Source organism: Micromonospora desertarenae, assembly GCF_056150265.1.
The window spans coordinates 138279-152532 of record NZ_JAXCFQ010000011.1; the positions used below are offsets into that span (position 1 = coordinate 138279).

Here is a 14254-nt window from a genome sequence, read left to right on the forward strand (position 1 = left end):
GGGGCCGACGGCAGACGGGATGAGAGTGCGGGCGACGCCGTCCTGGCTCCCGAAGCTGTCTCAAAGACCCGATGTAGATGTGAGCTAGGTCATGGTTGAGGTTGACCTCAGGTCAAGGTGGAAGCTCGGCGCAGCGGCGCGACGCCGACCAGGCACAACAACTTCGAAGGGCAACCACCATGACGATCAATTTTTCTGACCAGGACAGGAGCACCCTGCGGGTTGCCGCGTCCGGCGCCGTCGACGCCGCCGGGGTGTACGTTGCGGACAGCGGGACCGTGTCGGCAGCCGGGCAGGATCGCCCGGAGCTACAGAAGGCGATCGAGGAGATCGTCGAGTCTGGTTTCCTCGGGGTGTCACTGCGTGTGCGCGATGAGCGGGGCGAGTGGGCCGGCAGCGCCGGGGTGGCCGAGCTGGGCGGGACCGCCAAGCCGCCGGTCAACGGGCATGCCCGGATCGGCAGCAACACCAAGACCTTCACCGCGACCCTGGTGCTGCAGCTGGTGGCCGAGGGCAAGATCGAGCTGGACGCTCCGGCAGCCGACTACCTGCCTGAGTTGGGGCTGGACCGGCGGATCACGGTGCGGATGCTGTTGCAGCACACCAGCGGGTTGTTCAACTTCACCGGCGAGATCTATGAGGACGGGTCGATCGTGAACGGGGTCCCCGTGCCCTACGGCAGTACGGGCAAGAAGTGGCTGGACAACCGGTTCCACACCTACCGGCCCGAGGAACTGGTACGTCTGGCGCTGTCCAAGCCGGCCCGGTTCGAGCCGGGGACGGGCTGGAGCTATGCCAACACCAATTACGTGTTGGCCCGGCTGCTGATCGAGAGGGTCACCGGCCGCTCGCTGGCTGAGGAGATGCAGCGGCTGATCCTGGGGCCGCTCGGCCTGACGGGCACGGTGGTGCCTGGCGTCTCGCCGGAGATCCCTGAGCCGCACGCCCACATCTACTACCGCAACGAGGACGCCGGCCAGCAGAAAACGATCGACATCACCCGCTACAACCCCTCCTGGGTCTGCACCGGCGGTGACATGATCTCGACCAGCCAGGACCTAGCCACGTTCATCTCCGCGTTGGTAGGCGGCAGGCTCCTGCCAGCCCCGCTGTTGGCCGAGATGTGCACCCCGCACGCCACGGGCATCCCGAACATGGACTACGGGCTGGGGGTGTTCGTCCAGAAGACGGAGTGCGGTGGCACCGTCATCACCCACAACGGCGGCAACGTCGGCTCCGCGTCGCTGATGTATAGCACACCCGACGGCGGCAAGACCCTCACCGCCGTACTGAACTGGGTGGACGACGCCGACATGTCAATCGCGGCAGCGTTTCGGAATGCTCAGCAAAGGCTCGTCAGCGAGGTGTTCTGCGGCGAGCAGGCCGATCCGGCTCGGTCGGCGCACTGAACACCTGTGACCTGCACGCCTGGCGAGGCGAGCCCTTCTGGTCGTGCGGAAGTAGAAGGTGAGCTGTGGTCTTGCCTGGTCGCCGAGCTCGGGTACAAGGCAGGATGTTGCCGATGAACGGGGTCACGATCGGGCAGGCGGCGGCATTCGTCGGCGTCACTGTGAAGACGGTGCGCCACTACCACAAGCTCGGCCTGGTGCAGGAGCCGGAACGCGACAGCTCGGGCTACCGCAGGTACGGATCGGCCGAGCTGTTGCGGCTGGTGCAGGTCCGGACGCTGGCAGCCGCCGGGGTGCCGCTGGCCGAGACCGGGCCCCTGCTCGATTCCGACCCCGCCCAGTTCGCCGCCGCGCTCGCCGACGTCGAGCGGCAACTCACCGAACGGATCGAGGAGCTGATCGCGCGCCGTGACACGCTGCACCGGCTCGCCGACGGAGACCGGGCTCTGCTGCCCGAGCGCGCTGTGGCGCTACTGGAGCGGATGTCCGGCCTCGGCCTCCCCGCGAACGAGGTGGCGGCCACCAGGGAAGGCTGGGTGCTGGCTAGGGCCCTGGTCCCCGAGGGCTTCGACGACTTCCTCACCCATGTCGAACACGCTCTCGACAACCCCCGCTTCGTCGCGTTGAGCAAGCAGGCAACCGAAGCCACGGCATGGGAGCCGGACGACCCACGCTTGGCCGAACTCGCCACTGCCATCGCCGACCACCTCCTGGCCAACCCCGCACACCTGAAGATCGTGACCGGCCTGCAAGCCCGCACCGACGCCGCGGCCCGTTACCACCTGATCGCCCACCACGGCGAAGAACAAGGATCGGCCACGGCCCGGGGGGTCGCGCTCGTCGAGGCCAAGCTCCGCGCCGCGGGCATCCACATCCCCAGACCAGACACCCATTGACCGCGCCGGAGCGGCTCGTCCAACGCTGCGTGCATCTCCTCGCCATCCACCGTTTCCCCTACGAACACGGCCCAGCTCACGAACAACGTCCTGGGGTCGTGGCCTGCGTGATCCGTCTACGAGGCGCATCCGGACGAAAATCACGGCAAGCGGCTGAGTCGCGCTCCGCTAACGGGACCTTCCGTCCGGATGCTCGTCATGCCCCTTGGACCACCACGTCGCTCGGCTCTCTATCACCCAGCAGGTCTGGGATGACCGGAGCGAGGAGGTTGTCGGGCCCGTCCGAGACGCCATCGAACAGCAGCGTGACCGACTTTTCAGAAGCGCTCAGCGAGAGATGGGGTCGGCCGAGAAGGTCAGCCTCTGGGATGACGGCTCGGGATCGATGTGGTTTGCTGCCGAATCCCGATGACCATGCAACCGGAATCGCCTTGATCTGGTGGCGCCGGACCTCAGCGACACTCCTTTCGGCCCGAACTCCGTGGCGCTGAATGCCACCGACGCGTGGCGCTGTAACTCGTCTACTGAACAAAGAGCCACGCGGGGTTGTCGCCCGGTGTCGAAGTGTCGGAGTTACGAAGAACAGCTCCACCTGCCACCCGTATTGTCATCACGGTCACCGACGTCCTGATCAACGGCCCTGGGCCTGCTCAAGATGCGGCTCAAGTCGATGAAACTGAGACATTGCCGAACTGCGGAGAGAACGGAGCAAACCTGCCGAACAGCGACTCCAACCGGTCACCAGCGAGTGCCGACAGCAGGGTACTGGCTTCATCAGTCCGAGTTGTCCGACCCTGACTCTCGCGGCGGCGACGGTATGCGTACCTTCAGCATCGGGAGGACGCGGCCCGGTATCGAGCCTGACGGTGTCTGGCCGATGCGCTCGGCACCCATCGCCAGGTAAAACCCCTCCGCGAACGGATCAGCCTCGATGTGGAGGCTCGTGAAGCCCGCCGTTCGCGCCGTTTGCATCGCGTGGACCCACAGGCGGCGTCCGACGCCGCTGCCGATGATGTCAGGCTCGACCCATAGGTTGCCGAGTTCACCGCTCGGTGGTTGTCCATCAACGCTGTAGAAGCCCAGCACCCGGCCCGCCGACTCGGCGACGGACACGCGTCGGGCGGCCAACTGCTCGGGTTCAAAGATCAGCTCAGCCCGGCATGCGTCCAAGAAGGCGCGGTCATAGCCCCAATGCCCTTTTGAACGAAGCGCGAGTTCGCCGAGCAGGTCCGCCTCCTCCGCCCGGGCAGTGCGTATCTCGAGCTGCACCATGCCATCAGTATCACGGCCGACGCAGTCGCTGCCGCACTCAGCCACAACCGCTCCGTGTACAGCCATCTGTACAGTCGTTGCCCAGAGCCTGGCCGGCAGGCCGGGACGATTGCTCAAGGTCAGAAGACATCGGCCCATCCTGCAGGTCTGATCGCTTCGCGGCGCCCACAGCCTTGCCTGTACAGCCACCTGAAAAGCTCCGGCTCCGCCCCGAACCCCGGCCCTCCTCGGGAATCCGCCGCAGCATCGCTGGCCGAGGTGGAGCGGGCTTGCCTCAGCGCTCGGCGGTACGGCAGCCACGGGGACGGCTCGGGTGGTCGGCACAACCCCGGCGACTCACGCCATTGGTGCGGTCGATGAAGGGCCGCCCGCACCTGACGCAGCGCTTGAGTCGTCGCCATCCGTACGCGGCAACCAGCACGGCCAGGGCGGTGGCGGCAGCGGCGTGTGGGTCGTGCCCCGCCACCACCATCCGCCATTCGCCGTCGCGTCCGATGAGCTGTGGCGTCGCCCCGGCGCGAATCAGCGCCTCGTTGAGGAGGCAGCTGGCTCTCTTCTCGTCGGGGAGCACCGCGCAAAGTTCCGCCAGCGTGTCCACGAGCGTCGTCTCGGCCAACAGCAGGCCAGGATCGAGCATCCGGTACGGCGGCACGACGGCCCGCCAGAGGCGGTCACTCATCGGCGATGAGGACACCCATTGATCGCGCGGTGCCGGCTACCTGCTTCATCGCGGCCTCCACGTCATCGGTGTTGAGGTCCGGAAGCTTCCGCAACGCGACCTCCCGCAACTGCTCCCGCGACATCTTCGCCACCGAATCAGCTGCCGGCCGACCCGATCCCTTCGACAACCCCAGGACCCGCCGGATGAGATAGGACGTTGGCGGGGTCCGGTACTCCAGCGCGTAGGAACGGTCCTCGAAAATCGTCACGACAACCGGCACGATGTCGCCCCGCTGGCCCGCGGTCGCCGCGTCGTAGTCGAGCTTGACCTGCCGGGTGTTGACCCCAGTCGGACCGAGCATCTTGCCGATCTCGACCATTGCGGCATTACCCGCGTCGAGTTCGAGCTTCACGCGACGGGAAACCTTCATCTGCTTCGCCATGCGAGCGAAGCTAAAATCTTACGTAGCGTAAGGGTCAAATCAGCACGTCCCGGTGGCCGCTATCGCCGCCGGCATGCCGGGGTTCGCCGTCATGCTCGTCGTTTGCGCTGTCGGTGGCTACCTCGCGTGGCCTGCTATGGCCGGGCCGGTCCAGGTGGCGCGCTCATTCTTCAACGGTGGCTGCTTCGCCGCGCCCGGCGAGCCGGCGAAGGTCGCCCGCGAGTCGGGTTGGAGGTTGGTGTCGGACCTCTCCGAACGGCGGCTGGTGTTCGCCATGAAGCCGATGCGCGATCGTCGCCTGTGGCTGAGCGTTTTCGGGCTCCTCGCAGTTGAGGGTGTGGCGCCGAGAACATAGAGCTGTTGGACGGTTGGATGTGAGTCGTCAGGAGGTGCGAGAGTCGTAGTTCTCGCGGTTTGCGAGGACCTCGGCCATGTGTGTCTGCGCCCAGTTTCTGAGCCCGCGCGTCATGTGATGAAGCGAGAGGCCGAGGTCGGTCAGCTCGTAGGAGACGGTGACCGGGACGGTTGGCGTCACGGTACGGGTGAGCAGGCCATCGTGCTCCAGCGACCGTAGCGTCTGGGTCAGCATCTTCTGGCTGACCCCGGCCAGAAGACGAGAGATCTCGGAGTAACGCATCGCCTTCGGAGCGTCTGCGTGTGGTACACCGGGCTGGCCAGGATTGTTGTCTCCGCCCAGCGCACACAGGATCAGGACGACCCACTTGTCCGAGATTCGGTCGAGCAGCTGCCGGCTGGGGCACCCTGCCAGGAACGCGTTGTACTCCACCTTGGCCTGAGCCCTCTTCTGGGCCGCCTTCGTCGTCGTCACTGATCGCACCTCTCACCGATGGGTGGGTTACGCACTCCAGAGTGCCTACTTCCCGACAGGAAGTTTCTCTCCAATGCTGATGCAGGGAGGCAGCAGGCGCCACCCCCAGTTCGCACGACGAAAGGCAACAGGATGAGCGCACCCTCCTTCTCTCTTCCCGGCGGCACCTGGACTCTGGGTGACCTGACCGTCACGCGGTTCGGCTACGGCGCCATGCAACTGGCCGGCCCGTGGGTCATGGGGCCGCCCACCGATCGCGAGGGTGCCCTGGCCGTGCTGCGTGAAGCGGTCGACCTCGGTATCACCCACATCGACACCAGCGACGCCTACGGGCCGCGCGTCACCAACGAGTTGATCCGCGAGGCACTGCACCCCTATCCCGAGTCGCTGCACATCGTGACCAAGGTGGGCGCGACCCGCGACGAACAGGGTGGCTGGCCCACGGCCCGGCGACCCGAAGACCTGCGCCGCCAGGTCCACGACAACCTCAAGTCCCTCCGGCTCGACGTACTCGACCTGGTCAACCTCCGACTCGGCAACGCCGAAGGTCCCCAGCCCGGCTCGCTCGCCGACGCGTTCGCCCCGCTCGTGGAACTCCAGCAGCAGGGCCTGGTCCGCCACCTCGGGGTCAGCAACGCCACCGAGGAGCAGGTCACCGAAGCACAGAGCATCGCGCCGATCGTGTGCGTGCAGAACATGTACAACCTCGCCCACCGCCACGACGACAAGCTCATCGACCGGCTCGCCACCGAAGGCATCGCGTACGTGCCCTTCTTCCCCCTCGGGGGCTTTACCCCGCTTCAGTCCTCGGCTCTCTCGGCGGTCGCCGCTCGACGGGAGGCGACACAGATGTCCGTCGCGCTTGCCTGGCTGCTCCAGCGATCACCGAACATCCTGCTCATCCCCGGCACGTCATCGACAGCGCACCTGCGCGAGAACATCGCCGGCGCGGGACTCTCCCTCTCGCATGAGGACTTGACCGAGCTGGATGACATCGGCCGCTGAATGCCCCGTAGCCGAACGGCCCACAAGCCACGACCAAGGCCACCGTTCATGTTTCGGTCCCGGTCGCCTTCGCGCGACCGGGACCGGAGCAGGACGATTCGCCCTCACCTGGTTGACTTCAGATCATCAACCGTCAGGAACTTGTGTCCACCGGCGGCGGCAGCTACCCCGCATCGGTGACCGGGGTCACCTTCTGGCCGAAAGGTCGACTCCCGCCGGCGGTTCGAAAATCGACCGCCGCATCTCGCCCCGCTGGAACAGCGACAGGAGCTGCCGGTCGATCGCCCCGCCGCCGGCCGCCCGAGCACCAAGCCGCCGGCCGATGACCGCGTCGTCGGCGACCACGTGGACGGCCACGACCCGGGCGCCACACGCGAGCAGCACATCCAGCAGTTCGTCGGAGAACACCGAGGACTCCACGACGCAGCTCACCCCGGACGCCGCCAGCAGCCGGACCGCGTCGACCAGCACGGTCTCGGCCCGGAGGCTGACGGGCCCGCCGGCAACGTGGAAGCCCGGGTCGAGCCGGACGGCGCCGTCCTCGGCGCGGCGGGCGGAGGACAACCCGAGACCAGTCTTGATCTCGTCCCGAGTCAGGAACGGGATACCGAAACGGCCAGCCGTTGCGGCTGCGACGGTGGTCTTCCCGGAACCCGGACACCCGCACACGGCGATCACCACCGGCCGTTCCCCCGCCACCATCAGCCGATCCTGACAGATCCGCAGCTCCGCTGACGTGCCGGGCGCCACCTTCCGGATGACGCTCGGCCTAGCCGGCCGACGATGGTCGCGGCTGTCCGTCGTCGCCGGCGGTCTCCACCAGGTACGCGACCCGGAACAGGTCCAGGGCCCGGAAGTAGCCGACCTGGTCGTCGGACCAGAGGCCGGGCATCCGTTGCCGCAGCTCCGCTACGGCGACAGCGAGAAGCTGCCGCTGCTCCGCTGTCAGGTCACCACCCGACGACAGGGCGGCGGCAACCAGGGTGTCGATCGTGTTGGCTGTCCTGTCACCGGTCGCGGTCAACGCGGGGAGCCGTCGGCGGCTCCAGTAGCGCAGGGCGGACAACGCCGCCTGCCGGGCCGCGCCGTACCAGATCCGTGGCGAGCCGTTCGGGTTGGTTTCGCCGACGGGCGGGACGCGCTGGCCGCGTCGCTTGGCCCGGCGGCGTCTGTGGGCGTAGTCCCGTACCTCGGCGTGCCACCGGGCGCGGCTGGCCTCGATGGCGTCGAGCGCCCTCAGGAGCGCCCCCTCATCCCGCTGGTAGGGCCCGGCGATCTCCGCGAGAAAACTCAACGTCGCGTGGAATCCGATCGGCCGGTAGAGCTGGACGCAGGACCGCAGCGCCGACACGCGGAGGCCGTACGGCAGCGACCGGTCCCGGACCTTCCGCGCGTACGTGCCGAAACTCACCGGGTGAGGGTAGCCGCGGCGTCAGCCGGTGCTGGCACGTCGAGCAGGAACATGGCGAACGCCGGGTGGCCCTGGAGTCTGCTGCTGCGCCCTGGTCCGTGCATGGGCGCCACCGGCGGGGGTAGGAGAAACGGCAACAACCCCCCGGAAGTGAGGTGTCATGCCAATGCCGACCGCACGCGACATCATGACCAACGACGTGACCTGTGTCCGTGAGCAGGACGACCTCCGCACCGCAGCCAAGCAGATGGCGCAGCTCGGCGTCGGATCGCTGCCGATCTGTGGTCAGGACAACCGGCTCAAGGGCATGCTGACCGACCGCGACATCGTGGTGAAGGTGCTCGCCGAGGGCCGCGACCCGGGCAGTGTCACCGCCGGCGAGCTTGCCCAGGGCGAGGCGGTGACCATCGGCGCGGACGACGACGCGGCCGAGATCCTGCGCACCATGGGTCAGCACAAGGTGCGCCGGTTGCCGGTGATCGACGGGCACGAGCTCGTCGGCATCGTGGCCGTCGCCGACGTGGCCCGCTCGCTGCCGGAGCGCCCGGTGGGTGACCTCATCGAGGCGATCTCCGAGCGCGGCTGACCGGTCCCGACCCAGCGGACGCCGCCTCCGGCCACACCGGCCGGCAGGCGGCGTCGGCATCTCCACCGCGAGCAAACCCGGGCTCGGTGCGCCCATGGCTGGGTATGGCCGCGGGTCCTGTCGAGCTGCCCCCGTGGACGGGGCAGGTGGGCGGGGCACCGTGGTGAACCCGACCGGGCGCTGCGCCAGTCAGCGGTTGGGCGCGTGGTGCGTACGCCCGGACCCGCCATGCCGGGGCGCGGCCCGGCGGCGGGCGGTTCAGGCCGGTGGGGTGACCGGGGTGAGCGGGACCGTCTCGCCGCGCGCGATCGTGCGCACCCGCTGCACGAAGCCGCGCCGGCGGGCCTCCATCACGAAGTGGCCCAGCGGCGAGCGGAACACCGGGTAGTCGTCGTAGTGGATCGGCACCGTCAGCTTGGGGTGGACCAGCTCGACCAGGTCGGCGCCCTGTTGGGCGTCCATGGTGAGCAGGATGCCGGCGATCTTGGTGCCGCCGAGGTGGATGAGCATGGCGTCGATGTCCGGGTACCGCTCGGGGATGGCGGCGAGCAGTGGCTTGTTCAGCGTGTCGCCGGTGACGTAGAGGCGGAACTGCCGGGAGCCGTCCCGTTCGAGGTCGATCATCGTGCCCATCACGTCGGGCATCAGCCGGTCCACCAGACCGGGCCCGTGCTGGCCGGGCATGGCGGTCAGTCGCAGGGTCTCACCGTCGCGGCGCAGCTCCCGCGACCGCCAGGTGGGCAGCCCTTCCGCCGCCCGGAAACCCCACCGGCGCAGTTTCCGTTCCGCGGCCGGGGTGGTGACGATCGTCAGCTCCCGGTCCAGCTCCCGCCGGGCCACCCGGTCGAAGTGGTCGCCGTGCAGGTGGGACAGGAGCACCGCGTCCAGCGACGGCAGTTGGGCGATCCGCAGCGCCGGGTCGGTACGCCGCCGCGACCACAGTCCCTTGCCCAGGTACGCCCGCTCCCCGCGGTGCAGGAAGTTCGGGTCGGTCAGCAGGGTGAACCCGCCGATCCGCAGCACGGTGGTGGCGGTGCCGACGAACGTGACCTCCGGCTGTCCTTCCATGACCACCTCCATCCACAGCGGTACCCCCGATCACCGGCCCCATGCGCGGGGTCCACCGCCGGTGCCCGTCAGCCCGGCTCCGCCGAGCGGTCATCGTCGACCGGTGGATCAGCGGCGGAGGAGCCGGGTGGGCCGTCCGACCCGGCCGGGTGGGTCTGGGGCAGCCGGGCCACCAGCCGGGTGAGCGCGCCGTTGGCGACGGTGGCGCCGAGCGCCGACCCGGTGGCGATGGTCCAGCCCACCGGCCCGAGCGGGGTGCAGCCGAAGAACTGGCTGACGCCGGGCGTCTGCACCACCGCCACCAGCACGCCGAGGGACGCGGCGGTGGAGGCGAGCACGGCCGGGCTGGTGCCACCGGCCAGCACGGTCTGCCCGAGCTGGGTGCCGACCAGCGAGACCAGGGCGACGGTGCCGGCCCGCCGGCGGCGTCCGGTGTACCGGGCCAGCGTCCAGCCGGCGGTGGCGCCCAGCGTGGTGGCCGCGGCGCGCAACCCGATCTCACGGGTGAGCGTCTCGCCGAGCGACCGGTCCGGCCCCTCCCGAAGCAGCCCGTCGGCGTGGTCGGCGCCGGGTGGGCGGATCGCGATGGCCAGCGCCGGCGCCAGGTCGGTGAGCAGGTTGACCAGCAGCAGTTGCCGGCCGGTGAGCGCGGAACGGCCGGTGGTGGCGGCGCTCAGCACGCTGAACGCGATCTCACCGAGGTTCCCGCCGACCAGGATGCTCAGCGCGTGGCGTACCGACGACCACATCGCCCGCCCCTCCACCAGGGTGGCGATGATGGTCTCCAGCCGGTCGTCGGTGACCACCAGGTCGGCCGCGGCCCGGGCGGCCGGGGTGCCGCGCTGGCCGAGCGCGATGCCGACGTCGGCGAGCCGGATGGCCGGCGCGTCGTTGGCGCCGTCGCCGGTCATCGCGACGGTACGGCCGCACTTCTGCAACGCCTGGATGATCCGGACCTTGTGCGCGGGCGTGCAGCGGGCCACCACGTCGGTGCGGGCCAACCGCTGGGCCAGCGCGTCGTCGTCGAGCTGGTCGAGTTCGGTGGCGGTGACCACCTGCTGGTCGTCGCCGTCGCTGATGGTGGCGGCGATCGCCTCGGCGGTGGCCGGATGGTCGCCGGTGATCATGATGGTGTGCACGCCGGCCTGGCGGATCCGCCGCACGGCCGGCGCCGCGCTGTCCCGCACCCCGTCGGCGAGCGCCAGGAAGCCGACGAACACCAGGTCGCGTACGTCGTCGTCGCCGATCGCCGGGTCGTCCACCGGGCACTCGGCGACGGCGAGGATCCGGTGCCCCGCCCCGGCCCGCTCGGCGAGCAGCCGGTGCAGGTCGTCCCGGCCACCGTCGTCCAGCGGCTGGTCGTGCCCGTCGACCCGCCGGTACGCGCACCGGGGCAGCACTGTCTCCGGCGCGCCCTTCACGCTGAGCAGCCGCCGGTGCCCGTCCTCGCCCACGGTGGCGTGGTAGCCCCGGGACGGTTCGAAGGGCAGGCCGCCGGTGGGCCGCCAGCCCGGCACGTCGGTCTGTTCGGTCACGCCGGCGGACGCGGCGCCGCGGTGCACCGCCCGGTCGGTCTGCAACGCCAGCTCGTCCGGGTCGGCGGCGGCCGGGGTGGCCCGCAGCGCGGCGGCCAGGGTCGGCCGGAGCCGGTCGTCGAGCCGGTCCGCCGGGGCGTACCGGTGACCGTCGCCCACCCCGGCGAGCAGCAACTGTCCCTCGGTGAGGGTGCCGGTCTTGTCGAAGCAGAGCACGTCGACCCGGCCCAGCGCCTCGATGGTGCGCGGGTTGCGGACCAGCGCCCCGTGCTCCGCGAGCCGCCGGGCGGCGGCCAGCTGGGCGGCGCTGACCAGGAACGGCAGCCCTTCCGGCACGGAGGCCACGGCCAGGTTGGCGGCGGTGGCGGCTGTCTCGGCCAGCGGTACGCCGCGCAGCAGCCCGGCGCCGGCCACCGCCACCGCCGAGCCGGCGGCCAGCGGCACGGCCGCCTTGGTCAGCCGGCCCAGCCGGGCCTCCACGCCGCTGGCCGGGGGCGCCTGCCGGGCCAGCGCCAGGCTGCGTCCGGCCTCGGTGTCGGCACCGGTGGCCACCACCACGGCGGTGCCGTACCCCGCGGCGACCGTGGTGCCCTCGTAGAGCATGGACCGGCGGTCGGCGACCGCGGCGGCCACCACCGGTTGGTCGGTCTTGCCCACCGGGAGGGACTCGCCGGTCAGCGAGGACTCGTCCGTCTCCAGGCCGACCGCCTCCAGCACCCGGCAGTCGGCCGGCACAGAGTCCCCCGGTTCCAGGCTGATCACGTCACCGGGCACCAGGTCGTCGGCGGGCAGCATCCGCTCCGCGCCGTCCCGGCGGACCCGGGCGGTCACCGCCGAGCGGGAGAGCAGCTGGGCCAGGGACCGCTCGGTGTTGCGCTGGTGCACCGCGCCGATCAGCGCCGACCCGCCGACCACCCCGCCGACCAGGGCGGCGTCGACCAGCGAGCCGAACGTCGCGGAGAGCACCGCGCCGGCGGCGAGCACCGGGGTGAGCGGGTTGGCCAGCTCGTCGACGAAGGCCCTGAGCAACCCGGACGGCCCGGGCAGGTCGCCCGCGCCGGCCCCCCGGCGGCGCTCGGCGTCGGCGCTGCTGAGCCCGTCCGGGCCGGTGCCGAGCCGGTCCAGGACGGTGTCGGTGGGCATCAGGTGCCAGGCGGTGATGGTCGGCGCGGGGGTGTCCGTCCGGTCCGGCAGCCGGCGGGCCCGCCAGACGCCGTGCGCGAAGGCGAGCGCGGCGGCGCCGTTCACCGCGCCAAGCGCACGGCCGGGCAGTCGTGCGGGGTCGGCGGTGAACGCGTTCAGCGCACCGAGACCGGTACCGGCCAGGGCCAGCTGGATGTTCTGCGCGGTCATCCGGCGGGCCACCCCGGTCGCCTCGACGAGCAGGGCGACGATCCGCAGGTCCGTGCCGACCAGCAGGTGCGCGCCCCAGGGCGGCAGCTCCTCCGGGGCGGACAGCCCCAGCCCGCAGTCGGCGGCGCCGAGCGCCGCCCGGTCGCCGGAGGCGAGCATCACCACCGCACCGTCCCGCTGCAACGCCCGGACCGAGTCGGCCAGCCGCGCCCCGCCGGCCACGAGCGCGTCGGCGAAGCCGTACCGCTGCTCGTCGTCACCGGCCACGACCAGCCGCAACCCGGCCTGGCGGGCGACGGCCGGCAGCGTGTCGACGCCCGGCGCGGGCTCGGGTTCGACCCGCAGCACGGCGGCCAGGCTGTCACCGTCGGCGAGACCGAGCAGGGCGACGCCGCTGTCGCGCAGCCGCCGGCTCTCCGCGGTGTCCCCCGGATCGTGCGCGTCGAGCTGGTCCAGCGGGCCGAGCCGCCAGCCGTCGGCGTGCCGCAGCTGGTGCGGGTGGCCGGGGTCGAAGAGCGCGAACGCCCGGGTCGCCACCTGCCCGGTGTCCGCGCCGGGCAGCGGCGCCAGGTCGGCCAGCACCCCCCGGTTCGAGCCGAGCACGGCGGCGTCCAGCACCAGCGTGTCGATCCGGTCCAGGTCTCGCAGCACGCTGCGGTCCATCGCGATCACGCCGCGCCGGGCCAGGATCCGGCCGAGCTGCGCGGCGTACCCCTCGCGGCCACTGCCCGGGGCCTTGGGCAGCGCGGAGAGTCCCAGCGCGGCGGCCCGTTTCCGACCGACGACCGGCGTCGCGGCCGCCGCGGCGGCCGCGCCGACGAGCAGCATCCGATGGGCGTACCGCTCGACCGGCCCGTCCGGCTTGGGGGTGACCCGCTCGCCGGCCGGTGACCGGGCCACCGCCCGCTCCGGGGTACCGGTCAGCCGCGGTTCCGCCTTTCCCCAGGCGGCGAGCTGGGCGCGCGCCTCACCCCACTGCACCACCCGCTGCGCGCCGTCCAGCACGATCCCGGCCCAACCGCCGGTGAGGCCCTGCACGACCGCCTCGGCGAACGGGAAGATCAGGTCGGCGCGGGGGTCGGCGCGCAGCCCCCGGTCGGCGAGGGAGTGCAGCTTGGGATGCAGGTCGACGGCGCCGAGCAGCCCGGCGACCTCGCCGGGGATCGGGGTGAACGGCAGGATCCGGGTGGCCGCCGAGATGGTCAGGCCGAGCGCGTCCGAGGCGAGCGCGCCCAGCGTGCGAGGGGTGCGGGGGCCTTCCTCGGGCGGGTGCGGCGGCGGGATCTCCGGGTCCGGTTCGTGCGGGCAGGTGCGCTCGGTGCGGGCCACCGTGGCGATCAGGTCCCGCAGCTTCGGCGGCGGCGTGCCGACGGCCACCACCACCCGGCCGGACGGCGCGTTCACCCGGGCCCACTCGACCCCGGGCATCCGCTCCAGCGCCGCCTCCACCTGGCGGGCCAGCAGGTCGCCGCCGTCCTGGCAGACGCCGTGCACCTCGATGTGGTGCCGGCCGGGGCGGGACCAGACCCGGCGGCTGGTCAGCCCGGCCAGGCGGGCCAGCCGGGTCGCGGCCGACCCGACGGTCCGGGTCGCCTCGCCGACCACCGGCGGCACGGCGACCGGCGGCCGGAGGCGGCCGGCGAGGCGGCCCAGCGAGGTCATCGAGGCGTACGACCGGACAGGCGCCGGCCAGGTCCTCCGCGGTCGCTCCCCCTGCCGTACGCCATCTCGCCTCCCACGTCTGCTCCGGTGGCCGCCCGGTCCCGGGGCGGCTGCACGGCGATGGC

13 protein-coding genes are annotated in these 14254 nt (G+C 71.2%); 5 read left to right on the top strand and 8 right to left on the bottom strand.

The features are described 5' to 3' along the window. Positions 1–179 precede the first annotated feature (179 nt). Both SM577_RS22415 and SM577_RS22420 read left to right on the top strand, forming a co-directional pair. The gene (locus SM577_RS22415) at positions 180–1409 is read left to right on the top strand and encodes a serine hydrolase domain-containing protein (protein ID WP_474587887.1); all 1230 of its coding nucleotides are present in this window, start codon (positions 180–182) and stop codon (positions 1407–1409) included. Positions 1410–1522: 113 nt separating this feature from the next. Then, positions 1523–2305, top strand: a complete 783-nt coding sequence (locus tag SM577_RS22420) for a MerR family transcriptional regulator (protein ID WP_474587888.1) — start codon at positions 1523–1525, stop codon at positions 2303–2305. Positions 2306–3079: 774 nt separating this feature from the next. On the opposite strand, the gene SM577_RS22425 is transcribed toward SM577_RS22420, so the two are convergent. The 3 genes from SM577_RS22425 to SM577_RS22435 all read right to left on the bottom strand — a co-directional run bounded on the left by SM577_RS22425 (position 3080) and on the right by SM577_RS22435 (position 4680). Continuing rightward, positions 3080–3577 (bottom strand): GNAT family N-acetyltransferase, encoded by a 498-nt coding sequence (locus SM577_RS22425; RefSeq protein ID WP_302922466.1) that lies wholly within the window; start codon positions 3575–3577, stop codon positions 3080–3082. A 274-nt stretch (positions 3578–3851) separates the two neighbouring features. Then, positions 3852–4256: a hypothetical protein gene (locus tag SM577_RS22430; protein WP_474587889.1), complete on the bottom strand. Its 405-nt coding sequence runs from the start codon at positions 4254–4256 to the stop codon at positions 3852–3854. Next, the gene (locus SM577_RS22435; RefSeq protein ID WP_474587890.1) at positions 4249–4680 is read right to left on the bottom strand and encodes an uL11 family ribosomal protein; all 432 of its coding nucleotides are present in this window, start codon (positions 4678–4680) and stop codon (positions 4249–4251) included. Before SM577_RS22435 ends, SM577_RS22430 begins: the two co-directional genes overlap by 8 nt. Positions 4681–4732: 52 nt before the next feature. On the opposite strand from SM577_RS22435, the gene SM577_RS22440 reads away from it, so the two are divergent. Further along, positions 4733–5035: a hypothetical protein gene (locus tag SM577_RS22440; RefSeq protein WP_474587891.1), complete on the top strand. Its 303-nt coding sequence runs from the start codon at positions 4733–4735 to the stop codon at positions 5033–5035. Positions 5036–5062: 27 nt separating this feature from the next. Here the strand turns inward: SM577_RS22440 and SM577_RS22445 are convergent, their stop codons facing one another. Beyond that, positions 5063–5509, bottom strand: a complete 447-nt coding sequence (locus SM577_RS22445) for a winged helix-turn-helix transcriptional regulator (RefSeq protein ID WP_474587892.1) — start codon at positions 5507–5509, stop codon at positions 5063–5065. 132 nt (positions 5510–5641) lie between these two features. Between SM577_RS22445 and SM577_RS22450 the strand changes: the two genes are divergently transcribed. Further along, the gene (locus SM577_RS22450; RefSeq protein ID WP_474587893.1) at positions 5642–6514 is read left to right on the top strand and encodes an aldo/keto reductase family oxidoreductase; all 873 of its coding nucleotides are present in this window, start codon (positions 5642–5644) and stop codon (positions 6512–6514) included. 186 nt (positions 6515–6700) lie between these two features. Here SM577_RS22450 and SM577_RS22455 read toward each other — a convergent pair whose 3' ends face one another. Then, complete coding sequence (locus SM577_RS22455; RefSeq protein ID WP_302922461.1) at positions 6701–7216, bottom strand: AAA family ATPase; 516 nt, start codon at positions 7214–7216, stop codon at positions 6701–6703. A 67-nt stretch (positions 7217–7283) separates the two neighbouring features. Beyond that, positions 7284–7925, bottom strand: a complete 642-nt coding sequence (locus SM577_RS22460; RefSeq protein WP_474587894.1) for a hypothetical protein — start codon at positions 7923–7925, stop codon at positions 7284–7286. Between the two features lie 166 nt (positions 7926–8091). Here SM577_RS22460 and SM577_RS22465 point away from each other — a divergent pair, with 166 nt between their 5' ends. Continuing rightward, entirely contained in the window at positions 8092–8511 is a 420-nt protein-coding gene (locus SM577_RS22465; RefSeq protein WP_302922459.1) for a CBS domain-containing protein, read from the top strand. Between the two features lie 258 nt (positions 8512–8769). On the opposite strand, the gene SM577_RS22470 is transcribed toward SM577_RS22465, so the two are convergent. Both SM577_RS22470 and SM577_RS22475 read right to left on the bottom strand, forming a co-directional pair. Next, positions 8770–9579 (bottom strand): MBL fold metallo-hydrolase, encoded by an 810-nt coding sequence (locus tag SM577_RS22470; protein WP_302922458.1) that lies wholly within the window; start codon positions 9577–9579, stop codon positions 8770–8772. A gap of 68 nt (positions 9580–9647) precedes the next feature. Next, complete coding sequence (locus tag SM577_RS22475; RefSeq protein ID WP_474587895.1) at positions 9648–14129, bottom strand: cation-translocating P-type ATPase; 4482 nt, start codon at positions 14127–14129, stop codon at positions 9648–9650. Between the last annotated feature and the right edge of the window lie 125 nt (positions 14130–14254).